The organism is Kiritimatiellaceae bacterium, assembly GCA_013141415.1.
Lineage (GTDB): Bacteria > Verrucomicrobiota > Kiritimatiellia > Kiritimatiellales > Tichowtungiaceae > Tichowtungia.
In genome coordinates, this window is the sequence record JABFQY010000001.1 from 277,676 (window position 1) to 301,375 (window position 23,700).

General features: G+C 55.2%; 24 protein-coding genes. 19 read left to right on the plus strand and 5 right to left on the minus strand.

Translation table 11 applies throughout. The features are described 5' to 3' along the window. Nucleotides 1-8 precede the first annotated feature (8 nt). The 4 genes from recA to HOO88_01390 are packed head-to-tail and all read left to right on the plus strand — an operon-like array spanning nucleotide 9 to nucleotide 4,309. Nucleotides 9-1,034, plus strand: a complete 1,026-nt coding sequence (gene recA / locus HOO88_01375) for a recombinase RecA (GenBank protein ID NOU35416.1) — start codon at nucleotides 9-11, stop codon at nucleotides 1,032-1,034. Between the two features lie 56 nt (nucleotides 1,035-1,090). Beyond that, entirely contained in the window at nucleotides 1,091-1,618 is a 528-nt protein-coding gene (locus HOO88_01380) for a hypothetical protein (GenBank protein NOU35417.1), read from the plus strand. A gap of 36 nt (nucleotides 1,619-1,654) precedes the next feature. Next, nucleotides 1,655-3,370, plus strand: a complete 1,716-nt coding sequence (locus tag HOO88_01385; GenBank protein NOU35418.1) for a carbon starvation protein A — start codon at nucleotides 1,655-1,657, stop codon at nucleotides 3,368-3,370. A 51-nt stretch (nucleotides 3,371-3,421) separates the two neighbouring features. Beyond that, entirely contained in the window at nucleotides 3,422-4,309 is an 888-nt protein-coding gene (locus tag HOO88_01390; GenBank protein ID NOU35419.1) for a M28 family peptidase, read from the plus strand. Nucleotides 4,310-4,329: 20 nt separating this feature from the next. Here HOO88_01390 and HOO88_01395 read toward each other — a convergent pair whose 3' ends face one another. After that, a complete protein-coding gene (locus HOO88_01395) occupies nucleotides 4,330-4,971 on the minus strand; it encodes a hypothetical protein (GenBank protein NOU35420.1) in 642 nt (213 codons plus the stop codon). Between the two features lie 164 nt (nucleotides 4,972-5,135). Here HOO88_01395 and HOO88_01400 point away from each other — a divergent pair, with 164 nt between their 5' ends. The 11 genes from HOO88_01400 (at nucleotide 5,136) to HOO88_01450 (ending at nucleotide 17,441) form a co-directional block, all read left to right on the plus strand. Beyond that, on the plus strand, nucleotides 5,136-6,734 hold the full coding sequence (locus tag HOO88_01400) for a TIGR03790 family protein (protein NOU35421.1): 1,599 nt from the start codon (nucleotides 5,136-5,138) through the stop codon (nucleotides 6,732-6,734). 12 nt (nucleotides 6,735-6,746) lie between these two features. Next, complete coding sequence (gene tsaE / locus HOO88_01405; protein NOU35422.1) at nucleotides 6,747-7,169, plus strand: tRNA (adenosine(37)-N6)-threonylcarbamoyltransferase complex ATPase subunit type 1 TsaE; 423 nt, start codon at nucleotides 6,747-6,749, stop codon at nucleotides 7,167-7,169. Beyond that, nucleotides 7,166-7,792, plus strand: coding sequence for a tRNA (adenosine(37)-N6)-threonylcarbamoyltransferase complex dimerization subunit type 1 TsaB (tsaB, locus tag HOO88_01410; GenBank protein ID NOU35423.1), 627 nt, complete (start codon nucleotides 7,166-7,168; stop codon nucleotides 7,790-7,792). Before tsaE ends, tsaB begins: the two co-directional genes overlap by 4 nt. A gap of 34 nt (nucleotides 7,793-7,826) precedes the next feature. Further along, the gene (locus HOO88_01415) at nucleotides 7,827-8,600 is read left to right on the plus strand and encodes a trypsin-like peptidase domain-containing protein (GenBank protein ID NOU35424.1); all 774 of its coding nucleotides are present in this window, start codon (nucleotides 7,827-7,829) and stop codon (nucleotides 8,598-8,600) included. After that, nucleotides 8,597-9,787, plus strand: coding sequence for a hypothetical protein (locus HOO88_01420; GenBank protein NOU35425.1), 1,191 nt, complete (start codon nucleotides 8,597-8,599; stop codon nucleotides 9,785-9,787). The genes HOO88_01415 and HOO88_01420 overlap by 4 nt, the downstream gene beginning before the upstream one ends. A 45-nt stretch (nucleotides 9,788-9,832) precedes the next feature. Next, nucleotides 9,833-10,897 carry a 3-dehydroquinate synthase gene (locus tag HOO88_01425; GenBank protein NOU35426.1) on the plus strand — a complete coding sequence of 355 codons (1,065 nt, stop codon included), beginning with the start codon at nucleotides 9,833-9,835 and terminating at the stop codon, nucleotides 10,895-10,897. After that, a complete protein-coding gene (locus HOO88_01430; GenBank protein NOU35427.1) occupies nucleotides 10,881-11,495 on the plus strand; it encodes a hypothetical protein in 615 nt (204 codons plus the stop codon). Before HOO88_01425 ends, HOO88_01430 begins: the two co-directional genes overlap by 17 nt. Next, nucleotides 11,492-12,610, plus strand: coding sequence for a DNA-protecting protein DprA (gene dprA / locus HOO88_01435; GenBank protein ID NOU35428.1), 1,119 nt, complete (start codon nucleotides 11,492-11,494; stop codon nucleotides 12,608-12,610). Before HOO88_01430 ends, dprA begins: the two co-directional genes overlap by 4 nt. A gap of 9 nt (nucleotides 12,611-12,619) precedes the next feature. Further along, on the plus strand, nucleotides 12,620-15,088 hold the full coding sequence (gene topA / locus HOO88_01440) for a type I DNA topoisomerase (GenBank protein ID NOU35429.1): 2,469 nt from the start codon (nucleotides 12,620-12,622) through the stop codon (nucleotides 15,086-15,088). A gap of 11 nt (nucleotides 15,089-15,099) precedes the next feature. Continuing rightward, entirely contained in the window at nucleotides 15,100-16,053 is a 954-nt protein-coding gene (locus HOO88_01445; protein ID NOU35430.1) for a tyrosine recombinase XerC, read from the plus strand. Between the two features lie 113 nt (nucleotides 16,054-16,166). Beyond that, complete coding sequence (locus HOO88_01450; GenBank protein NOU35431.1) at nucleotides 16,167-17,441, plus strand: 3-deoxy-D-manno-octulosonic acid transferase; 1,275 nt, start codon at nucleotides 16,167-16,169, stop codon at nucleotides 17,439-17,441. 4 nt (nucleotides 17,442-17,445) lie between these two features. Here HOO88_01450 and HOO88_01455 read toward each other — a convergent pair whose 3' ends face one another. Beyond that, nucleotides 17,446-17,898, minus strand: a complete 453-nt coding sequence (locus tag HOO88_01455) for a hypothetical protein (protein ID NOU35432.1) — start codon at nucleotides 17,896-17,898, stop codon at nucleotides 17,446-17,448. A 146-nt stretch (nucleotides 17,899-18,044) separates the two neighbouring features. On the opposite strand from HOO88_01455, the gene HOO88_01460 reads away from it, so the two are divergent. Then, nucleotides 18,045-18,383, plus strand: coding sequence for a hypothetical protein (locus tag HOO88_01460; protein ID NOU35433.1), 339 nt, complete (start codon nucleotides 18,045-18,047; stop codon nucleotides 18,381-18,383). Between the two features lie 4 nt (nucleotides 18,384-18,387). On the opposite strand, the gene HOO88_01465 is transcribed toward HOO88_01460, so the two are convergent. Beyond that, nucleotides 18,388-19,164, minus strand: coding sequence for a site-2 protease family protein (locus HOO88_01465; protein ID NOU35434.1), 777 nt, complete (start codon nucleotides 19,162-19,164; stop codon nucleotides 18,388-18,390). A 155-nt stretch (nucleotides 19,165-19,319) separates the two neighbouring features. Here HOO88_01465 and gap point away from each other — a divergent pair, with 155 nt between their 5' ends. Continuing rightward, nucleotides 19,320-20,315: a type I glyceraldehyde-3-phosphate dehydrogenase gene (gene gap / locus HOO88_01470; GenBank protein ID NOU35435.1), complete on the plus strand. Its 996-nt coding sequence runs from the start codon at nucleotides 19,320-19,322 to the stop codon at nucleotides 20,313-20,315. A 180-nt stretch (nucleotides 20,316-20,495) separates the two neighbouring features. Beyond that, on the plus strand, nucleotides 20,496-21,593 hold the full coding sequence (gene rdgC, locus HOO88_01475; protein ID NOU35436.1) for a recombination-associated protein RdgC: 1,098 nt from the start codon (nucleotides 20,496-20,498) through the stop codon (nucleotides 21,591-21,593). A gap of 65 nt (nucleotides 21,594-21,658) precedes the next feature. Here rdgC and HOO88_01480 read toward each other — a convergent pair whose 3' ends face one another. Further along, nucleotides 21,659-22,087: a hypothetical protein gene (locus tag HOO88_01480; GenBank protein ID NOU35437.1), complete on the minus strand. Its 429-nt coding sequence runs from the start codon at nucleotides 22,085-22,087 to the stop codon at nucleotides 21,659-21,661. Beyond that, nucleotides 22,087-22,557 (minus strand): DUF4870 domain-containing protein, encoded by a 471-nt coding sequence (locus HOO88_01485; protein NOU35438.1) that lies wholly within the window; start codon nucleotides 22,555-22,557, stop codon nucleotides 22,087-22,089. The genes HOO88_01480 and HOO88_01485 overlap by 1 nt, the downstream gene beginning before the upstream one ends. 110 nt (nucleotides 22,558-22,667) lie before the next feature. On the opposite strand from HOO88_01485, the gene HOO88_01490 reads away from it, so the two are divergent. Then, complete coding sequence (locus HOO88_01490; GenBank protein ID NOU35439.1) at nucleotides 22,668-23,675, plus strand: hypothetical protein; 1,008 nt, start codon at nucleotides 22,668-22,670, stop codon at nucleotides 23,673-23,675. Nucleotides 23,676-23,700: the final 25 nt, after the last annotated feature.

A 23,700-nucleotide genomic window follows, 5' to 3' on the forward strand; every position in this document is an offset into this window, starting at 1 on the left:
TGTCCCGCATGGCTGCAAAAACCGATAAAAAAGAAGGCGCCTCCAACCTTGAGGCAGTACTCGCTGACATCAAAAAACAATACGGCGACGGAGCAATTGTTCGCCTCGGCGACGAAGCCGGTCCGCGGAAAATTCCGTGTATTTCCACCGGCGCGCTGACGCTCGACATCGCACTCGGCATTGGCGGAGTTCCGCGCGGTCGTGTGATTGAAATTTTCGGCCCGGAATCGTCCGGTAAAACCACGCTGGTTTCCCACATCATCGCCAACGTCCAGAAAGCGGGCGGCACGGCGGCTTTTATTGATACCGAACATGCGCTCGATCCGGGGTACGCCCAGAAGATCGGCGTAAACCTGAACGACCTGCTGGTTTCTCAGCCCGACTCCGGCGAAGAAGCACTCAACATCTGCGAAGCGCTGGTGAAGAGTAATTCGATCGACGTCGTAGTCGTGGACTCCGTCGCGGCGCTGGCGCCACGCGCCGAGCTCGACGGCGAAATGGGTCAGTCGCACGTTGGTTTACAGGCTCGTTTGATGTCTCAGGCTTTGCGTAAACTGACTTCGGCGATTGCCCGCTCGAACTGCTGTTGTATTTTCACCAACCAGATTCGTGAAAAAGTCGGCGTGATGTTCGGCAGTCCCGAAACAACGCCCGGCGGCCGCGCGCTGAAGTTTTACTCCTCCGTGCGGCTCGATATCCGCCGCATCGGTCAGCTCAAGAACACCGACGGCTCGATCTATGGCAACCGCACCAAGGTCAAAGTGGTCAAAAACAAAGTGGCTCCGCCGTTTACCATGGCCGAGTTCGACATTCTTTACGCCGAAGGTATTTCGTGGACCGGATCCATCGTGGACGCCGGTACCGATTGCGGCATCATTGAAAAGAAAGGCTCGTGGCTTTCTTACAACGGTCAGCAGCTCGGACAGGGCCGCGACGGAGCGCGCAAAGCGCTGATGGAAGATCCGAAGATGGCCAATGAACTGGCTGAAAAAATCAAAGCGACCGCCAAAGCCAAGACCGACGGCAGCGAATAGTTTCTTTGGTTTCGTACTCCGTACGGGTGTTTCGAGTTGAAAAATAAAAGGAGGGTATGATGAAACGTATCGTTGTTTTATTGGCGGCCAGCTGTCTGTCTCTGAATTGTCTCGGAGCGGACGACGTCGCTAGAGGAACTCTTTCGTCAGTTCAGACCAGTTCCACCGAAACGAAGGACGGGGGAAAGGTTGAGCGTTTCATATTCAATACTCAGCAGAACGGGGGTGGCGGGAAATTTCCCGGCACGGTTCAGATTTTTGTGGAATTGACGGATAAAGACGGAAGAGTCGCCTGGGGTAAGGCGAAGGCCAGTTCTCCGGCCGGACAGGTGAAGGGCGGAGAGTTTGCGGGGACTTCATATTCCGGCGCGGTTCGTTGGGTTTTTGAGGCGTTGCACGGAGATTTAAAAAGGCCAAAGATCACCGGTTACGTTGTCGAATTCGGCTACCAGCAGGGAAAGGAATTCACTTGTTTTGATAAGCAATATTATCGGACGGAAAGCAAAGAGGAGCTGGTCGAGCGCAACAAAGCGTCCTCGCCTCTTGCCGTTAAATGTACTCAGAAAATGCTAACGGTGGAATAAAAACGGAATTATTCCGGACGTTTCTGAGAGGCAGCAATGAGTCTTTTTTTGGTAGTCGGTGGATCGGGACTCTTTCTTCTGCTGGCCTATTTCACCTACGGTCGGTTCCTCGCCCGCAAAGTATTCCGTCTGGATGACAGCCGGATCACGCCGGCGGTTGAGCTGAACGACGGCCTCGATTACGTTCCCGCGAAAAAGGGTATGTTGCTGGGTCAGCATTTTTCCGCCATCGCCGCCGCCGGGCCGATCAATGGGCCGATTCTCGCCGGAGTTCTTTTCGGCTGGGCGCCCGCGCTGATCTGGATTCTGATCGGGTCGGTGCTGATTGGCGGCGTTCACGATATGGGTTCGCTGATTGCCTCGATCCGCCACGAAGCCCGTTCCATTACGGAGGTGATTCGTACGCATGTTTCCCGCCGGGCGTGGGCGCTGTTCATGGTCTTTATCTGGATCACGCTGGTTTATATCATCGTGGCGTTCACGGATATCACCGCCGGATCATTCATCGGCACGGTAACGCTGGAGTCCGGGGAAAAAGTCGGCGGCGGAGCGATTGCGGCTTCGTCGGTTCTTTATCTGATTCTGCCGGTGCTGATGGGCCTTCTCCTGAAATTTACCCGGCTTCGCGAGCGCTGGGCACTGCTGATTTTTCTTCCGCTGGTCGGCGTCGCCATCTGGGCTGGCAAATATATGCCAATTGATTTTCCAGCATGGCTGGCGGCGGATCCCGCCGCGGCGCAGAAGATATGGTGCGTTCTGATTCTGGTTTACTGTGTCGTCGCGTCGGTGTGTCCGGTATGGCTGGTTCTCCAACCGCGTGGCGCGATCGGCGGTTGTTTTCTGTATGCCGCGCTGATCGCCGCCGCGATCGGAGTGGTGTTCGGCGGTTGTCCGATTGAATATCCGGCGTTTACCAAACTCGCCGACGGACTGAACGCCGGTTTTTGGTTTCCGATGTTTCCGCTCTTGTTCATCACGGTCGCCTGCGGCGCCTGTTCCGGCTTTCATTCGCTGGTGTCGTCCGGCACGACGTGTAAGCAGATTAAAAAAGAAAGCGATGTCACGCCGATCGGTTACGGCGCGATGCTGCTCGAAGGCATGGTGGCGGTGGTTTCACTGGCCTGCGTGATGATTGTGGCGAAAGACAGCCCGCTGGCTTCAAAGGCGCCGAATTTTATTTATGCATCCGGGATCGGCCGGTTTCTGGAACTGATCGGCATTTCGGCGTCGTTCGGCATTTCATTCGGCCTGATGGCATTTACGACGTTTGTGTATGACACGCTGGATGTCTGTACCCGGCTAGGGCGTTATATTTTCGAGGAGCTGACCGGTCTGCGGAACTGGTTTGGGCGGTTGACCGGAACGATTCTTACTGCCGGAGTTCCATTGTTCTTTATTTTCCGTACGGTGCTGGACGGTAGAGGTAATCCGGTGCCAGCCTGGAAGACGTTCTGGACTCTGTTCGGCGCGTCCAATCAGTTACTGGCTGCGCTGGCTTTGATTGGCGTGTCGGTCTGGCTGATGAATACGCGCCGGAATTCCAAAGTCTGGCTGGTGTCGTTTCTGCCAGCAGTGTTTATGTTTGTCATTTCCGACTGGTCGCTGATTCAGACCGCGACAGCAAAACAAGCCGGAGGCGTCGTGCCGATTGTTGCAGTGGTTTTGATTGTTTTGTCGGCTTGGATTGCAGTGGAAACCGGCCTGGCGATGTTTTTCCGGAAGAGCCGGAATTGCGTTGTCATACGCGGTTGAGCGGGATATTTTCCTGCCTCTTTCTGTCAAACTCTGTTTTGAGGTTATGCGATGAAGATGTTGAAAATTTTACTGCTGGTGAGTGCAGTGCTTGTTTTTTCCGGATGTAAAAAGGAAGCGTTCGATGGCGCAAAGGCAATGGCCGAGACCGAGGCGCTGGTGAAGATCGGCCCGCGCGAAGCGGGCGGCGGCGGAGCCCGGCGCGCCTCGGTACTGCTCGAAGGAAAACTTAAAGCGCTCGGACTGAAGACAACGATCGACACCTTTTCCGAAGAGACGCCGAGCGGTAAAATGCACTTCAACAATGTGCTGGGACGCATTCCGGGCAAGACCAGCCGCTTGATCGTGCTCGTTTCGCACTTCGACACCAAGAGCGGCATTTCCAAAGATTTTCAAGGTGCAAACGATTCCGGCTCCAGTTCCGGCGTGCTGCTGGAGCTGACACGAATATTGAGCGGGCGCGGCCCGTATGAAACGGAATTTTTGATTGCGTTTCTTGACGGTGAAGAGTGCCGGAAAGAATACGGCCCGCACGATGGACTGCACGGCAGCCGCCGTCTGGCTCAGCAGATTTATGAGGCCGGCGGCGCAAAGCTGGTTAATGCGGTGATCGTGCTCGACATGGTCGGCGATAAAAACCTGAACATTTCGGTTCCGCGCAACAGCTCGCGCGAGCTGGTCAAAGAACTTTTTTATGCGGCCCACGAGTTAAACGTTCGTCCGCAATTCGCCCTCGGCCCCGGCTCCATTCTGGACGATCACGTTCCGTTTCAGATTGCCGGCATGCCGGCGATTGATGTGATTGATTTTGATTACGGTTCCGCGCCGGGCCGCAACGACTACTGGCATACGCCGAACGATACGCTCGACAAGCTGTCCATCAAAAGCCTGCAAACCGTTGGAGACACGGTGCTGAGGATGATCGAAAATCTTCAGTAAGGGCGAGATGCATCTCGCCCTTACTGCGGAGGCAGTACACCTTCTTTGACAAGCTGGGCATCCATTTCCGGCGTGAGCGGCAGCGGCAGCGGCGGCAGTCCATTGCGGATGGCATCCATTTGTACATTTTCAAGATGTTTTTTGAGTGCTTCACCGGTCAGTAGAGGTTCAGGCGGCGGCGCGGGTTTCTGTTGCTCGTTAATTTTTTGCAGAAGCGCGCGGCGGCGTTCCGCATAGGAGGACTGACGGGAGAACTGTTCTGATTTTGAAATCGGCGCGCCTGCGCCCGCTTCCAGTTTGAAAAGAGCCACCTCGTTGTCTTTGCGTATCATGGCCTCGGATGTCTTAACATCCGCTTCGACCATTTCCAGTCCGTCCTGCGGCTCACCGATGCGAAGGATATAACTTTTTTTGGTGGCACTATCGACAATGCCGGCCCGTGTGGTGCCGTCCGGTCCTTCGAAAAGCATTGAGAGGCGGAGGTTGCGGGCGAAAGACTGCGAAGCGGGCACTTGAACCATTTCAGCTTCAGGCGGTTCCTGACCGAAAGGCTTCTTATCGAGGATGGGCTGATAGCGCTTGAATCCTGCATCGTCCGACCAGCTGAACGCGGCGGAAACGGATAGAATCAGGATGACAACAAGGGCTTTCACGGCGGGCATTATCCGTCCTTGTTTAATTTTCGTCAAGCGGTAGGCTCGGCAACATGAATATTGAATATCAAGTGACGAACCGCAGAAGGCAGAAGTGGCAATTCCTTCGGAGTTCAATATTTCTGATTCTATGTTCTGTGGTTCTGCTCTCACCCGGAAGGGCGAAAGCACAGATGCCGCACCGCGTCGCGGTGCTGGTGAACGAAAACTCGCAGAATTCCAAAAAGGCCGCCAATGTTTTTGCCGCTGTACACGGTGTGCCGAATGTCAATATCGTCTATCTGAATCTTCCTGACTCCATCGTAACCGGCCGTGCCGAGTGCACGCCGGAAGAGTTCATGAAGTACATTTATGATCCGGCGCAGAAGACAGTCGAAGAGCGTGGTCTGACCAATCAGGTGCTGGCGTGGGTTTACTCTGTTGATTTCCCGATCCGCGTGGTCACGTCGCCGAACGACCGCCAGCAGATGTCGCTGATGGGGGTGACGTTTACGCGCGGCAAAGTGCCGTCGCCGGAGATGATTGAGAAGGGACAGTTCCTGTCGCCGCTGTTCGCCGGTCCGGTGAAAGAAGGCGGGCCAGCGAATCCATCGCGCTCATTCGATATTCTGCAGGGCGGGCTGAAAGAAAAAATGCCGCTGCCTTCGATGATGCTTGGCTATACCGGAGAAAACGGTACGGACATGGACACGGTTCTGCGCTGTCTGCAGAACGGCGTTCTCGCCCGGCAGGCCGGAATCGGATCCAGAATTTTACTCGTCAAAACGGCGGATGAAAAACGCTCCGGCCCGCGCGAATGGCAGTATGCCGGAGTGAAAACAGAAATGGCGGCCCGCGGCGGTTCGGTAGAGATTTACACCAATCAGCCGCCCGCGCAGAATAATTTGTTGGGTGTGTTGACCGGCGCGGCGACCGTGAATCCGGCGGACTTCGGCACGTTTGCGCCAGGGGCGATGGCAGAACATCTGACCAGTTGGTCGGCCGAGTTTCAAAAAGAACAGACCAAATGTATCGAGTGGCTCAAGGCGGGTGCGACGGTGACGGCCGGCATGGTGACGGAGCCGTACAATGCCTGGGTCAAATTCCCGCACGCCCGTTTTTTTGTACACTACGCCTCCGGCTGTTCGGCGATGGAAAGCTTCTACCAATCAATCTACAGTCCGGTTCAGGTGCTGCTGCTGGGCGATCCACTTTCGCAGATTGCCGGACTTCCGGTTGAAATCAAAACGGTCGGGCTGAGCAAGGAAATCACCAGCAGTCTCGATTCGGCGTTTGTCGCTGAAGCCAAACTTCCGATGCCCGCGCAAATTCTTTACAGCGCGCTACTCGACGGGAAGCAGATTAAAGAAGCCGATACTATTTCACTGATTGAGCTTCCGTTTAAGGAGATGGGCGATGGCTGGCACGAAGTTCGCATCATCGCACAGGCCTTTTCTCCAGTGACACCCGGCGGGTTCAAAGATTTTCCGGTGATCATCAATAAAAAAGGGCGCTCAACATTAATCACCGGAATGGCCGACGGCGCATCGCACCAGATTGCGGTAAAGGTCGCGGCGGGCGGAAAAGAAACGCCCAAAGAAATTTATCTGCTGTGGAACGGACGGGCGTTGGATCGTAAACCGTATGTCGTCGGTGCCGAGCTTTCGTTTGACGAACGGCTGGCTGGCGAAGGCCCTCAGCGCATTCAGGCCGTCTCTGTTTATCCGGACGGCATGGAAGTGCGCAGTGCGCCGCAGGCTTTTGCCATTGCATTTAAGCCGCAAGCTGAATAGAAACTCCGCCTCATGAAATGGATTTCAGACAGTCCTTCCCGCACGTGGGAAATCGCGGCGGAGTTTTTTAAGACTCTGGAAAAACCGGCGGTGATTGCTTTGCACGGGAATCTCGGCGCAGGAAAAACCTGCTTCACACAAGGACTGGCGCAGGCGGCGGGAGTCAAAGAGCCGGTTTGCAGTCCGACCTACACGATCATTAGCGAATATCGAGGAACCATTCCATTTCACCACATTGACCTTTACCGGCTCGGCGGCCCCGAAGAAGCCTATGATCTCGGTCTTGATGAATATCTCGAAACCGACGGCATTACCGTTATTGAATGGGCCGAGCGCGCCGCCGAAATGCTGCCGCCTTCAACGGTTCACATCCGGCTTGAACGCGGCGAAGGCGATGACCAACGCATCATCCGTATTGTGGAGAACCCTTTATGATCACACTCGGAATCGAACTTTCGTCGCGGCAGGGCGGTCTGGCGCTGCTCAAGGACGGCGAGCTGCTGGCGGAAAAAACGTGGATTGGGGAAAACGTTCGCCACAACATACTTTTCAAAACTCTGGAAACGCTTCTGGGTGACGCCGGAATTTCGTACAGCGATATATCGCTCTATGCCGTTGGTCGCGGGCCGGGATCATTTTCCGGTATGAGGATGTCTTTCGCTGTGGCGCAGGCGCTGGCTTTGCCGAATAAAACGGAAGTACGTTCCGTCAGTAGCGGCGCGGCACTGGCGCTGGCCGTCGCACGCGAAGGGGCCGGACGGATCGCTGTTGTCGGCGACGCCCGGCGCGGGCAGTTTTGGTATGGGCTGTTTGAAGCCGGTCCTGCGTTGGCTCAAGACTGGAAGCTTGTTCCCTACGAAGAGCTCGTCGTTCCTGCCGAAACACTCGTTATCAGCCCAGAAGCCGAACGGTTGGCCCAGTATTTTCCGAACATTGGAGCGCCGCGATTTCCGCTGGCGAGCGACGTGGCGGTGCTGGCCTTAATGCAGGAAATTTATGAACCTTTAGAGCCGCTCTACATGCATCCGCCGGTTTTCATCGAGCCTAAATACGTTTGAGTTTTTGCGGTTTTTATCGTATTTATAGAAAACCATGAGAGCGAAGATAGTTTTTGTACTGACCTGTATCCTGCTCCCGTTGACCGGATTTCCCATTGTTACCGCCAACAACGGTATGGCGGAGCAAGCCCCGCCGGGGCTTAACTGGGATTATGTTTATAATTATAAAAGCTGCTCATCGGTTGCGGTTAATCCTTACTGGATTTTAACGGCTGCGCATGTGGCTGATGATGCGGGAGACGGCTCGTTGACGATCGGCTCAACGAAGTATTATCAGCAGGAGATTGTCTATCACGCCTCAGCCGATCTGGCGCTGGTACGCTATGACAAGGCGTTGCCGGGATATTACGGTCTGTATGCCGGAGCGCTTTACGTCGGCGATGGCATTCTCATGGTCGGCTATGGCGACACCGGAACGGTTTCATCAGCATCCTATACCGATAGCGGCCAAGGCAGTGGAACGAAACGCTGGGGAAGTAATAAAATTGACGCCGGCGGCTGGCTGGGCAGTACCTATGTGCTGGCGGCCAACTTCAACAATGGGGCGACCACCAATGAGGCCGGAGTGGGGGTGTTCGATTCCGGCGGCGGGTCGTTCTTTAATGATGCCGGAACCTGGAAAGTGGTCGGGATCAATATTGCGCGTAATCCCAGCACGCCGCCTTATACGGTTTCATATATGGCGTCTATGCCGGCTTATGCGTCATGGGTTACTCAAACGATTCCGGAGCCGGCGACAGGGATTCTGCTCGTCGGCGTCGGCATTGTTTTCGGCGCGATCAAGCGCCTGCGGTATATGTACCAGTGAAATCCTTTGCGATCATTCTGCTGTTCCTTTTTCTGGCTGGTGCGGCGTCGGCCATTGTCGTGGCGGATTATGCAACGGCCACCAATCCACCGCCCGGCGTCTGGAATGTGGATTGGGGATATGTTTATAATTATCAGGGTGGCTCGGCTGTGGCCGTTGGTTCTCATTGGCTGTTAACGGCGGCGCATTTGGCTAATGACGGCGGCGCGGGGACGCTGGCGATCAATGGAACCAACTACTATCAGCAAGAAATAATTTTTCATGCGGTCGCAAATGATCCGCAGCACACCAGTAAAGCGGATTTAGCTCTAGTACGTTTCGACAAGCCGTTTCCCGGATATTACCCGCTCTATACCAATACTTTCCCGACTTATCCCGGCCACGGGCAGGATAAGCGTCTCAATGTGGTCTTGATCGGTTACGGGGTAATCGGAACCGTTTCCAACAACTATTATACGGCGAGAGCTTATACTGATTCATCGAAAGGAACAAAAAGGTGGGGAACCCAAAAAATTGATGCGCCTTATACGTTGTCGTATGACCCAGATGGAGTCGTCGGAATGACGACCAATGACGGGTTTAGGATGGATTTTTCATTAAGCGATACGGTTTATGAAGCTGGGCTTGGAACGTATGACTCCGGCGGGGGAACGTTTGTGAATGACGGAGGAACGTGGAAGCTAGCTGGCATCAATACGGTTGTTTATCGAGTCAATGTTGCCACGCCGGTAGACGGGCTTGATCGCTTATTTTCTGTTTCAATGCCCGCATATTCAACCTGGGCGACCAATGTGATGAGCCTGACCGGTGATTTAGATGGCGACGGAATTCCGAATTATTGGGAACAGCAGTATGGAACGACAACCGGATTGGTTGCTTCTGCTGATAACGACAACGACGGATTCAGCAATTATCTGGAATATCTAGCCGACACCAACCCGACGAATCCGGCGTCATTTTTTGAGATAAGCGGGTTTCTTGCCGCAGGCAGTGAGACTATATATTTCAATGGCAGCACGGCGCGGCAGTACCAGGTTTTCTATGCGACCAACGATTTAGCGGCCACCAATCTGATCTGGATTGCGGCGAATACCAATAAAGTCTGGGGCGCCGGAACCAACTCGTCGATTACGGTGACAAATGGAGACACCAAGTCCTTTTACCGCCTCCGGGTGAACCTGCCCTGAAAAGAAGGATTGAACCTGCCTGCTTCTTTAAGTAGCGTGCGCAACATGAATTGCGACGTAAATGTTGATCTGGGCGACCGCTCCTATCCCATCCACATCGGTTCGGGAAATCTCGATTCGATCGGTGCCGCTTGCCAAGACGCCGGGCTTAAAGGGCGCTGCCTGATCGTCACCGACGAAAACGTCGCGCCGCTCTATGCCAACAAAGTTGTCCAATCCTTGGAAAAAGCCGGATTCAAGCCTGCGCTCGAAGTTCTTCCGGCGGGCGAGACCACCAAGTGTCAGACGCAGTTGATGAATCTCTACAGCAAAGCTGCCGCGCACAGCCTCGACCGCAAATGCTTTATGGTCGCCCTCGGCGGCGGCGTTATCGGCGACCTGACCGGCTTTGCCGCCGCCAGCTGGCTGCGAGGCATCCGCTTTGTGCAGGTGCCGACATCACTGCTCGCAATGGTCGATAGCTCCGTCGGCGGAAAGACCGGCATCAATATTCCGGAAGGAAAAAACCTGGTCGGCGCGTTCCATCAGCCGGAACTGGTTTTGATGGATCTCGATACACTTAAAACATTACCGCCGCGCGAGCTGGCCGCCGGAATGGCCGAAGTCGTTAAATATGGCGTCATCTGGGATGCAGAGCTGTTCCGGAAACTGGAGCAGGGTTCCTTGGTTGATGCCGGATTAATTGCCCGTTGCTGCGAAATCAAAGCCGAGGTCGTCCGGCAGGACGAACGCGAAGGCGGGTTGCGCGGTATTCTGAATTTCGGACATACTGCGGCGCACGCTATCGAGAATGGGATGGGCTATGGTGCATATCTTCACGGTGAGGCCGTTTCTATCGGTATGGTTTATGCCGCGCGTCTTTCCGCAAAGGTCAAAAAACTTTCCGCCGGAGACGTCGCAAGAATCGAAACCCTGCTGAAAAAACTTCATCTGCCGGTTGGTGTTCCGAGCTTAACGTGGAAGGAACTCCGTGCGCCAATGGCTGTCGACAAGAAGACCGTCGGCGGCATACCGAAGTTCGTGCTGGCCGACCGGATCGGCCACGTCGAGTTCGGCTGCGAAGTTCCGGAGAAGTTGCTGGAGGAGGTTTGGCATGGCATCAGTCAATGAACAGATTGTGCGCGAGTATTTTGAAACGCTCGGCTTTTTCGTGATCCAGCCCAACAAACATCAAGTAGCCGCGCGCCATAAGCTGGATGCGGAAGAGATCGATCTGCTGATTGCGCGTCCGGGGCAGGCCGGTGTGTTTACCACGCCCGCGCAGATTGTCTGGGGCGCACCGGAACTGGAAAAAGTGCAGCGCGCAATCGTCAGTATTCGCGGCTGGCATACCGACCGGTTCAGTCCGGCGGTGCTCAAAAAAAATCCCGATATTTTCCGGTTTGCCGAACTGTCCGTTGTCAAGGAAGCGCGGAAAACACTCGGCGCCGGCTCGGTTACGAAGATTCTCTGCCTTTCCGATTTGACAACAACTGTTGCGCCGCAGGAAGAAACACTGTCGCTTTTGCGGCAGGGTGGCATCGATGGCGTGCTTTCATTCCGCACGATGCTGCTTGAGCTGATCGAAAGTGTGGATGTTGCCAAAAATTATGAAAAATCGGATCTCATACAAACCCTGCGTATTCTGAAAACCTACGACCTGCTTAAAGATGCCCAGCTCGATCTGTTTGCCGCCAAAAAGACAAAACGACAGAACGTAAAACAATGACCGATCGTGAAGCGTATATTGCCCTGAACATGATTGAAGGGATCGGGCCGATCAAGGTTCAGTCCCTGATTGAAGCGCTGGGTTCGCCGCAGGCGATCTTTGATCCGGAACAGTCCGACCTGCGGACGGTGAAAGGAATCGGCGAAAAACTTTCCGAATCGATTCTGACTCAGCGCACACAGGTTGACCCGCAGGCGGAAATCGAAAAGGCCGAAGCGCTCGGAATCCACATCATCACTCCGCTTGACGACGAATATCCCGCCGCGCTGAAGACGATTCACGACCCGCCGCTGGCGCTGTATGTGCGCGGAAAATTTGAGCCGGGCGACCGCCACGCACTGGGAATCGTCGGCTCACGCAAATGCACGAGCTACGGACTCAGCACCGCCGACCGGCTGGCCTACCAGCTGGCGCAAACCGGCTTTACCGTGGTGAGCGGTTTGGCCCGCGGCATCGACACCGCCGCGCATCAGGGAGCACTCAAAGCCAAAGGGCGCACCGTCGCCGTGCTCGGTGCGGCAATCGATCAGCTCTATCCGCCGGAGAATGCGGATCTGGCCGACGCTATCGCCAGCAGCGGCGCGGTGATCAGCGAATATCCGCTTGGCCGACCCGCTGACCGCCAGACTTTCCCGTACCGCAACCGGATTATCAGCGGACTTTCGATGGGGGTTATTGTGGTTGAATCGGGCGCTAAAAGCGGTTCGTTACATACCGTTGATGCCGCCATAGAGCAGGGCCGGAGTGTTTTTGCCGTGCCGGGCCGAATCGACAGTCCGGCATCGAAGGGAACCAACCGGTTAATAAAAAACGGGGCGAAATTGGTGGACAACGTCGGCGATATATTAGAAGAGTTCGAGCTTTTGGTGCCGCCGGGACTGTTTGAAAAACCCCTTAATGCTCCTTCGGCGCGGCCGGAAGTGCCGCTTTCGGAAGACGAACAGACGCTGGTAAAAGCTCTTTGGGATGAAGAATTGGATGTGGACAGCCTGGCCCGTGCCGCCGGACTGCCGAGTGCTAAAGTGAGCGCATTACTGGTCGGGCTCGAAATGAAGCGTGTCGTGAAAATGCTGCCGGGCCGCGTGGTCGAACTGGCGGACGATTTAAGAAACTGAGGGATTTAAATGAAAAAACTGGTCATCGTAGAGTCTCCCGCCAAGGCGAAGACAATTAACAAATATCTGGGCGATGACTATATCGTCAAAGCGTCGATGGGCCATGTGCGCGACCTGCCGCAGAAAAAACTCGGCGTGGATGTTGAAAAAGGCTTTGAGCCGGAATATGTCAACACGACCGGCCGGGCCAAGGTAATCACCGATCTGAAAGCCGCGGCCAAGCAGTGCGACGAAGTGATTCTGGCGCCCGACCCGGACCGCGAAGGAGAGGCGATTGCCTGGCATCTGTTTGAACTGCTCAAGAAAATCGTTCCGCCGGAAAAATTCAGCCGCGTAACCTATAACGAAATTACCAAGCCGGCGATTAAAGAGGCGTTTTCCAAGCCCGGCGCGATCGATATGAATCGCGTCAACTCACAGCAGGCGCGCCGTGTACTCGACCGGCTGGTCGGTTTTAAAGTCAGCCCGCTGCTTTGGAAGCAGGTTCGCGGCGGCGTCAGCGCAGGCCGTGTTCAGTCGGTAGCGCTTCGTCTGGTTTGCGAGCGCGAAAACGAAATTAAGAATTTCAATCCTGAAGAATACTGGATGCTCGGCGCGAATGTTCGCAAGCTGGTTAATCCGCGCGATCCGTTTGCCGTCAAGCTGGCGCAGATCAACGGCGAGAAAGCTGAAATTAAAAGCAGCGAACAGGCGGCGCAGGTTCGCGCCGAACTCGAAGCGAGTTTGTTGCACGTTGCACGGATCATCGAAAAAGAAATTCAGCGCAAGGCTCGCGCTCCGTTTATCACCAGTTCGCTTCAGCAGGCGGCGTCCAGCTTTTGCGGATTTGCTCCGGCCCGCACCATGAGTATCGCGCAGGCGTTGTACGAAAACGGGTTGATCACCTACATGCGAACCGACTCGTTCAATATTGCCAAGAGTGCGCAGGAAGCCTGTCATGCATTTGTCACTGCGGAATACGGCGCGGACTATCTGCCCGAGAAGCCGAACTTCTATAAGAGCCGCGGCAATGCGCAGGAAGCGCACGAAGCGATTCGTCCCACCGATGTTACGCAGACGCCGCAAGGCCTCTCTAATCTAAAACCGGAAGAGCAAAAACTCTACAAACTCATCTGGGAACGTTTTGTGGCCAGCCAGATGGTGCCGTCACGCATTGCCCGCCGCACGGCGGAAATTGAAACCGCCGGAGCCAACGTCTATCTGTTCCGCGCCACGTCTTCGGAAATTGTTTTCCCCGGCTACATGCGCGCCAGCGGAATTGAAAAAGCTGCCGACAAGAAAAACGAGGACGACGAGGAAGAAAACGAAGAAGTCAAACTTCCGCCGCTGACCGAAGGTGAAAAGCTGGATTGCGTGGAATGGCTTGGCGAACAGAAATTCACCAAACCGCCAGCGCGCTACAGCGAGTCGGCCTTAATTAAGGCGCTCGAAGAAAACGGCGTCGGTCGTCCGAGCACCTACGCGCAAACACTGGCGACTCTTGATAAACGCGAATACGTCACCAAAGAAAAGCGCTCGCTGGTTCCGACAGAAGCCGGGATGCGCGTCTGCGAATTTCTGGTCGGCGCGCTCGATCCGCTTTTCAACGTTAAGTTCACTGCGGAAATGGAAGAGAAGCTCGACCGGATCGAGGACGGTTCCGTCGAATGGGCCGACATGATGCAGACGTTCTATACGCAGTTTCTTGTCTGGCTCGAAGGTGCGCGCGATATGGCCGATGCCGGTGAAACCCAAAACATTCTCGCGGCGCTCGATCAGGTCAAGGAGTGGACCGAGCCGGTCAAGCGCGGACGCCGCACCTATGACGACCGCGAAACGGTGCAGTCGGTGCGCGAAAAATTCGCGGCTGACGGACAAATCACGACCCGGCAGCAGCAGATGCTTCATAATCTGGCCTGCAAGTACATGAGTCAGGTCAGCGGCGATCAGGTGAGTGCGCTCAAGCTTGAAAAACCTGAAGCGGCTTCCGGTGAAACCGTCCGCAAGCTGGAACTGCTGGAACACGTCCAGTTCGCCGAAGCTCGCAAGGTCGGCAAGAAAACGTACGACGACAAAAAGTTTTGTGAGTCGTTGCGCCAGCAGGTGCAGGGCGGACGCAACCTGAGCGAACGCCAGCTCGCCGCACTCGACTCTGTGCTGACAAAATATTCCGAGCAGGTTCCTGACTTTGAAACGATCAAGGCGAGCCTCAACATGGCCGCCAAACCTGAAACGGCGGATTCTGGTCTGACCGGCGCATTGCTCGAACTGCTCAAGCCGATTCAGGTGTGGAACCCGCCGGTCATGCGCGGAAAGCGCGAGTTCAACGACCAGAGCTTTTACGAATCACTGTCCGGCCAGTTCGGAACAAAGGGCGCGCTGTCTGAAAAACAGGTTGCTGCGCTCAAGAAGATTGTTTCCCGCTATGCCGCGCAGATTCCGGATTTCGACTCCCTCCGCGAACAGTACGGCCTTCCTGAACCAAAAGTGAAGAAGTAGAATCCGTTGCGATGAACGCAATTGCAGATCCTTGTGTGGAGCATTTCGTTAAATATCTCCAAGGGGAGAAAAACGCCTCGGAGCATACGGTCAGCAATTACCTGATCGACATCCGGCAGTTCATCGAATTGATCTGGGGCGAAGAGGCGAAGCCGCCGTATAACTGGAAAGAGGCCGATCGGCTCACCGCCCGCAAGTTTCTCGTTTTTTTTCAGAAGCTGGAAATGGAGCCGACGACGACGAGCCGGAAGCTTTCCGCGTTGCGTTCGTTTTATAAATTTATGGTGCGAGAGGAATATGTGCCGCTCAATCCGTTCAGCGGATTGCATCTGCCGAAGAAAGGCAGTTATCTGCCCGCCGTTCTTTCGGTCAATGAAATCGAGCAGCTGCTGGCGGCACCGCATGCGATGGCGGCGGCTGAAAAACCGCTCGGCCTGTTTCAGGAATATATTCCGGTGCGCGATACCGCCATTCTCGAAGTGCTTTACAGCACCGGCATGCGTATTGGCGAGCTGGTGACGATGACCGAATCCCGCATTGATATTCTGTCCGGTATCATCAGCGTGCTTGGCAAAGGTAAAAAGGAACGGCTTTGTCCGCTTGGACGTCCGGCGGAGCGGGCGTTGCAGAATGCGCTGGCGTGGCGGCAGGATATCTGGCTGTCGCTCGGCGTGAAGGGCGACCTGCGGCGCGCAATTTTCCTGAACAAGCATGGCGGGCCGCTTACCGCGCGCTCCATTGAGCGGATGATGAAGACATATGTCGGATATTGCGGACTGAAGCCGACTATTTCCCCGCACGCGATGCGCCATAGTTTTGCCACGCACCTGCTGGATAACGGAGCCGACCTGCGCAGTGTGCAGGAACTGCTTGGCCACGCCAGTCTGTCCACCACCCAGATTTACACCCACGTTTCGGTTGAGAAGCTGAAGAAAGTTTATGAAGAAGCACATCCGCGCGCTTAGGCAATGACGATTTATGATTGCCGATTGCAGATTGAACTGGCCAGAACGGCTTTGAATATGGACATTAGAGCGGTTTTAAATCGAAAATCATCAATCCAAAATCCTAAATGCCTATGATTTGGTTTTTATACAACCTGTTTTTCCCTTTGGTGTTTCTGCTGATGCTACCGAAGTTTATTTCGCGCATGATGCGGCGCGGCGGCTATCGTCGGCACTTTGAACAGCGGCTCGGCATCTATGGCCACGGAACCGCCGCTCGGCTGGCGGAAAGTCGCCGTATCTGGATTCACGCCGTCAGTGTCGGCGAGTTGTTTGTGGCGCTTCGCTTTATCGAAGAATACCGCACGGCTCATTCCGAAGCACTGTTCGTCGTCAGCACCAACACTTCAACCGGCCACACGCTCGCCGAGCAGAAGATGGATCGGCGCGATGTGCTGATTTATTTTCCGCTCGATCTGCCGTTTGTAATGCGACGTGTTTTCAATGCGATTAATCCGCTCAAACTGATTCTGGTCGAGTGCGAGTTCTGGCCGAATCTGGTGCGGGAGGCGCATAAACGCGGCATTCCGGTTGCGCTGATTAACGGGCGGATTTCCGACTCGTCGTTCAAAGGGTACATGGCACTCCGTCCATTCACCCGCCGGTTGCTGGCTCTGATCAATCCGGTTTGTATGCAGGGACGGCAGGATGCCGAACGCATCATCGCTATGGGGGCTCGGCCAGAGACCGTGAAGACGCCTGGAACGGCCAAGTATGATCTGCCGCCGCCGGAAGCGAATGCCGGCGCTGTCGCCCGCGCAGTGCTCAAAAAGATTTCGATTCCGGAAAATGCGCTGATTCTGCTCGGCGGTTCAACCTGGCCGGGTGAAGAAGAGGCTCTCTGTAAAATTTATAAAACGTTGCGTACGCAGCATCAAAATCTTTTTCTGGTGCTGGTTCCGCGCCATGCCGAGCGCCGTAATGACGTGGCGGAAGCCATCCGGTCACAGGGACTTTCGCTGGTACTGCGCAGTCAGATGGCGGGCGGCGCGGCGAAGTCCGATGTGCTGGTCGTGGACACCACCGGCGAGCTGATGAGTTTTTATGCCGCTGCCGATGTGGTGTTTGTCGGCAAGAGTCTTTGTGAGCACGGCGGACAGAATCCGATTGAACCGGCGCTGTTTGGCAAGGCGGTCGTTGTCGGCCCGAATATGGAAAACTTTCCGGCCGTGATGGACGACTTCCTTTCGGCGAACGCCATCCGGCAGGTTACAGACGTCCAAGCTTTGGAAAAAACCGTCGCCGAACTGCTGGCTGATCCTTCGGCCCGCGCCCAGCTCGGCCAGACCGCTCGCGGCGTAGTGGAATCCCGCCGCGGGGTTATTTCCCACATGGTGGCGGCCATCTGATTTGTCAGATTACTTTCCCGCCAACAGCGGTGACGGACTGGATAATCAGGTTGAGGTCGCTCTGACCGCGCATTCCGCTGACACCCGCAGAAAGACGTGTTCCGTCCGCCAGCATTACCGGAAGTCCGCCTTCCCAGCCGATAAAGTCCGGATGCATGATTCCGTATTTTGATGGATCAATCTGTTTGGAGTAAACGAGCTCTTCATATTTACCGGTCGCGATACCGGTCATCCACACCTGACTGGCCTTGCGCCAGGCGACCTGAAAACTGCCGCGCCGTTTCACTTTGTTTTCGCCCCACATGGTTCCGTACACATGGCCGTTTTCGTCAATGATGCACATGGATACGTTGCCTTCACTGCCGCGATCGGCAGGGTCTTCTAAAAAAACGGGAAGGCGTTTTCCGGCTTCCTGCAATATCTGATCTATTTTGTCTGACAGTCGAACGGTACTCATGGAGGTCTCCTTTAGTGCGGAATTTAAAGCTCCGGATGGAGGCAAAGCAATTGTTTAACGCCGAGCCGTACCTTTTTTGGACTCGATTTGTAATTGTTGCTTTCGGCAGGGTTGGTGTAGGGTTACCCGCGAAAAGGAACTGATTCATGGCTTCATCCGACATTTACGAAGTAAAAGAACCTTCGTGGGCAAAGAAAGCGGAGGCAACTGCATCGCAGCATCACCGTCGTCGTCGGCACAACAAAAGCTTTGACGAAACGGCTGGAGTTGATATTTCCGGCACGCACCGCCGCCGCAGTCATAACAGCGGGATGCGCCGGTTCCGGCACCGGATGAAACAGCCTGAATTTAGCAGAAAATTCTGGTTCATCACGCTGGGGTCGGCGGGATTGATTTTGCTTTTATTGATCTTCTGGGATCTTTTCTTCCGTTATCCGAAGCAGCTTGATCCTTCGCCGAGCACTTATCCGGCGAGACTGAAGTAAGTTTCTACTGCCAGTTTTTAAACAGGTCGTTGAAAAAAGCGTTGGTTTTGTTTTTCCACTTTTTCCAGAACGGCGGAGCTTTGCGCGCGTAGGGCGGCGGACTTGCCTCAAAGTCCGTGGGCTGGCTGGCGGTAAACCAGTCCTGACTCATCTGCTGCATATAAACTGCACGGTATTCCGCGCCCGCCGCCTGATAAATAAACACCGCAATCAGGACGAGAATCCATTCGTGGTAATACAGTCCGAAAATTCCACCGACGACCGCCATAATCCGCCCGATACGGGCAGCCAGTTCAGTGGCCTTGAGGCGTCCAAGCCGCGGCGTCAGTAAGGCGCGGAAGATTCGTCCGCCGTCCATCGGGAACGACGGAAGCAGATTGAACAGACCGAGCATCAGGTTGATGCCGGCCAGACTGGCGAACAGCATCACCAAAAATCCGGTTTCGTATAGAAACCAGAACAGACCCGCCAGTGCAAAGCTGGTCAGCGGTCCGGCGACCGCAATCAGAAACTCGTCCATCGGCCGTGACGGCAGACCGCTCATTTTGGCAACGCCGCCGATCGGCAGCAGCATGATTTCATGTACGCGACATCCTTTGCGGATCGCCACCCATGAATGACCCAATTCATGAAGCGCGATGCTGGCAAAGAGTCCAGTCATATAAAGGACGCCCAGAAGACTGAACTTAAAGGCGGCGAAAATGAGCAGGATAACCAGCGTGATATGCATCCGCACCGGGATGCCCATAACTTTTGTGAGCAGATAGGAACGCTTAATCATAAAAAAATCCTTTGTTTGCATAGAGTGTTGAGGCTTTAAACAGGGCTGTCAAGTTTGCGGGTTCGGAGGATTGACGGGGTGGGGGTGTTCCGGTAGGGTTCGCGGGATTTTATAGAAAAACAGCCCCTCGGGGCGCAACGCAAAGGGAGAGAAGAATGGCTATCAAAGTTGGTATTAACGGTTTCGGGCGCATCGGCCGCATGGTTTTCCGCGCCGCCGCCGGTCGCAAAGACATCGAAGTGGTCGGCATCAACGACCTGCTGGACGTCAACTATCTGGCGTACATGCTCAAGTATGATTCTGTACACGGCCAGTTCGAAGGCACCGTCGAAGTCAAAGACGGCAAGCTCGTCGTCAACGGCAAGCCGATCCGCATCACCGCGGAAAAAGATCCGTCCGCTCTCAAGTGGGGCGATATCGGCGCTGAAGTCGTCGTTGAATCCACCGGCTTCTTCCTGACCAAAGAAACGGCTCAGAAGCATATCGACGCCGGCGCGAAGAAAGTTGTCCTTTCCGCTCCGTCCAAAGATGACACTCCGATGTTCGTCTGCGGCGTCAACACCGACAAATATGCCGGTCAGACCATCGTCTCCAACGCTTCCTGCACCACCAACTGTCTGGCTCCGGTCGCCAAAGTTCTGAACGACAAGTTCGGCATCAAGCGCGGTCTGATGACCACGGTTCACGCCGCTACCGCCACTCAGAAAACCGTTGACGGTCCTTCCGCCAAAGACTGGCGCGGCGGCCGCGGTATTCTCGAAAACATCATCCCGTCCTCGACCGGCGCTGCTAAAGCGGTCGGCGTGGTGATTCCGGAACTCAAAGGCAAGCTCACCGGCATGGCCTTCCGCGTTCCGACCTCCGACGTATCGGTTGTCGACCTGACCTGCGAACTGGTCAAGGAAGCTTCCTACGAAGAAATCTGCGCGGCGATGAAAGAAGCTGCTGCCGGTTCCCTCAAGGGCATCCTCGGCTATACCGAAGACGATGTCGTTTCCACCGACTTCCGCCACGAAGCCCGCACCTCGATCTTCGATGCCAAAGCCGGTATCCAGCTCGACAAGACCTTCGTTAAAGTCGTTGCCTGGTACGACAACGAATGGGGCTACTCCAACAAAGTCCTCGACCTGATCGCAGTCATCAGCAAGTAAGCTGACCTGTCTCAGTGCCAAGCCGCTCCGGTTTCCGGGGCGGCTTTTTTGTGTCCGGATTTTTCCGGCGGTCGGAAGTTAAGAAAAAGGCTGGCGGTCAGTGCGCGGAACCGGAAAGATGCCGCCCGGTTTTATTACGAATAGCTAATATCAAATAACTAATAACCAAGGTCTTCCCCCATGTCTTTTGAAAGCGGCTCCATCAGTTTCCGTATGTTCTATGTCCCCGGCGAGCTGCCGGTGGATATCTATGAAAAGTTTGCCGCCGACGTGCTCGGCTCGGTCGATTACCTGCTCGACGAAGAAATCCACGGCTGGGTCGGCCACCGCCATCTGCTCGACCGCGACATCAACGAAGGCTCGGCGTGGCCGTCCGGCTTTCTGCGTCTGACGCTTTGTCAGGCCCAGCGGAAAATTCCCGCCTCGCTCCTGCGCGCCGAGTGCCGCATGGAAGAACTGGCCCGTATGCAGGCCGAGCACCGCGACTACGTCAACCGCGCCACCCGCAGCGAAATCAAAAAGCAGGTGACGGAACGGCTCCTGCCGCAAATGCCGCCGCAGCTCAAAGGGATCGACTTTTGTTACGACCCGAAAGAAAAAATTCTCTACGCCTCCGCGCTGTCCGAAAAACAGCTCGACGCTTTTCTGATCAACTTCGGCAAAACCACCGGCGTCAAACTGATACCGGTCGAGCCGGTTTCCGCCGCGTGGAGCGAAGCGCGCTGCCGCGCCGACCAGTGGTCGCCGTGGAGCTTCGCCGCCGAGCAGTGGGCCGACTGCACCCCCGGCCGCGAATTTTTGATGTGGCTCTGGTTTATGTCCGAAGCCAAAGGCGGCGAAGTCGATCTGCCCGAAGGCGGAAAATTTGCCGTGCTGGTTGAAGGGCCGCTGCTGTTTGATCAGGAAGAGCAGGGCGAAACCGCCATCCGTAAAGGCGAACCGATGCTCAGCGCCGAAACGCGTGCCGCTTTGCTCAGCGGTAAAAAACTGCGCCGCGCCAAACTCACGCTGGCGCGCGGCGAAGAGTGCTGGACGGTTACGCTCGACGCCGATTCCTTTGCTTTCCGCGGTATCAAACTGCCGCCGACCGAAGCCATCGACGCCGAAGGCCGTTTTCAGGAACGGATGGAAATGCTCGAAACCTTCCGGCAGGCGATCCTCGGCCTCTACTGCACCTTCGCCAAACTGCGCGACGATAAAGGCGCGTGCAAAAAACTCGATGCCGAAATGAAATCCTGGATGTCCGCGCGTCCATCCCGCAAGCTTACTGAGGGTTAATGTATTCTGGAGGGCGGCGCTCCGTCGCCGCCGGAGCCGGTTTCGACAGAGCGAAACCCTCCAGTTCAGTTTTGGATATTGGGAACGTGTATCATCGCAAACAACTGCCCAAGCGTTACATCCGGATCAATCACCGTTGCGAGATCGAAGTTGTACACCTTTTTCAGATTTTTGGAAAACGTCTCGATCTCCAATGAATCCAGCCAGCCTTCCGAAGGATAAAGGGCGCGATACACGTCCATAACTTTGTCGTCGGGGGCGAACTTGAGTCGTTGCTGGTCTTTGAATGCGAACCCATCAACAAATGTCTGTAGAAATTTACGAAGCTCATCCTTTGGAGCATCTGGAAAACGACTATGCCAGTTGGCTCCGGTGCAGGTTCTATCCCAATACCGCTGAAGCCGCCGTTTGCTTTCGCGTTCAACGGGAATCGTCGCGATCAGTATCACTACTCCAATGATCACAGCAGCGGCTATGAGGATGATGTTTTTCATTACTTAAAAAACCGAATGGAGCAGGGGTAAGGCCAGACTTCGCCGTTACCGGCTTTGATGGCGCCGATGATCGGGAAGATGATGCCGACAATGCCCACTATGAACAGCAGGGGAAATCCAATCAGGATAAAACAGAGCGGGACGATGAGGAGCAGCAGGACGAATTCGGTGAGAATCCAGTTCATGACGATTTTTCCGTGCCGGTCGATGATCGCGGATTGATCTTTTTTGACCTGCCAGAGGACGAGCGGAACGATCAGTCCGGCCAGTGGAATGATGTAGGTGAAAAACTGCGAGAGGTGGATGAACAGTCCCCAGGTGTTCACATCCAGCGGGGCGCATGGAGGCGCTGGTTCCGCCAGACGGTTTTGCGTCAGCAGGGATTCCTTGGCGGTCTGATATTCCTGTTCGGAAATGGCGCCGGACTGTTTGAGGTCGTTCAATTTCTGAATCTCATCGGCAAGGCTCATGGTGTCTCCTTGAATAGTTGGCAGAACGGCTCGTTCTTAACACGTCGGCAGTCGCCGGGCAATAAAGAGATTTTCCAAGCCTCGGAAACCCGATAGAGTGCCAGCCGAAGATGAAAGCTCTGCGAAACATTTTGATCGGCTTGATGCTATTTGTGCTGACGGGTTTGGTCGTGCTGGCGGTGGTGGCGACGAATGTCCGCGCGATGGAGTTTGTCGTTCGGCAGGTTTTACAGCGGACGGCCAAAGAGGTTCAGTCGTTCAGTCTCGGCTCGCTGGACTATACGTTTCCGTCGAGCTGGACGCTGGGCGGTGTGCGCGCCACGGTTTTGGCACAAGGCAAACCGGCGCTGATTTATGCCGGGCGGGTCGAGTTGACGGACGTGCTTCATCTGCTGACCGACGGCGAGCACGCTCAGGTGAACGTTTCCGGCGTCGAAGCGGCGTATGACCAGCTCAAGGTGCGCGGCGCTTCGTGCGCTGTGGATTTACGCAAACTGACGAACGGAATTTCCTATCGCGGGAATATTTTGCTGGCGGACGTTTCGCAGTCGCCGTTTGGCGTGTCGGATGTGAAGACGGATTTTACCGGCGATCCGCAGTCGGTGACGCTGAGTAATCTGACGGCGGCGGTTTACGGCGGTAAGCTGTCCGGCGCGGCGGCGTTCACTTTTCCGTCCGGCTACGACGTGAATGTGGATTTACAGAACGCCGATGTCGATGAGTTGGAGCGCGCCATGGGCGGAGTGTTCCGCGAGCTGGGCGGTAAGTTGTCCGGGCGGCTGCATGTGGCGGGTGTGGGTCAGCGCGTCGATTTGTTCGATACGTCGTGGAATATGCCGTCGGGCGGCGCGATCAGCGCGGAACTGCTGTCGTCGATCACGCGCTACATCCCTGATTCGGTTCAAAAAAAGCGGATCGATTTTCTGATCCGTTCCGGCGGAAAGCTTGCGGTAGAGTCCTTTTTGTTTACACTGAAGAACGATTCGCCCGAACAGTTGAGCGGGGTGATTGGTTTGAAAAGCCGCGAGGCGAATCTGGAGCTGAATGTGACGCACGAGATCCGGGTGGATGCGCGGATTGATTCGCTGTTGCAGGCGTGGCAGGCGGTGTTTAAGTGAGAAGCGGTAAGTCGAAAGGAAATCG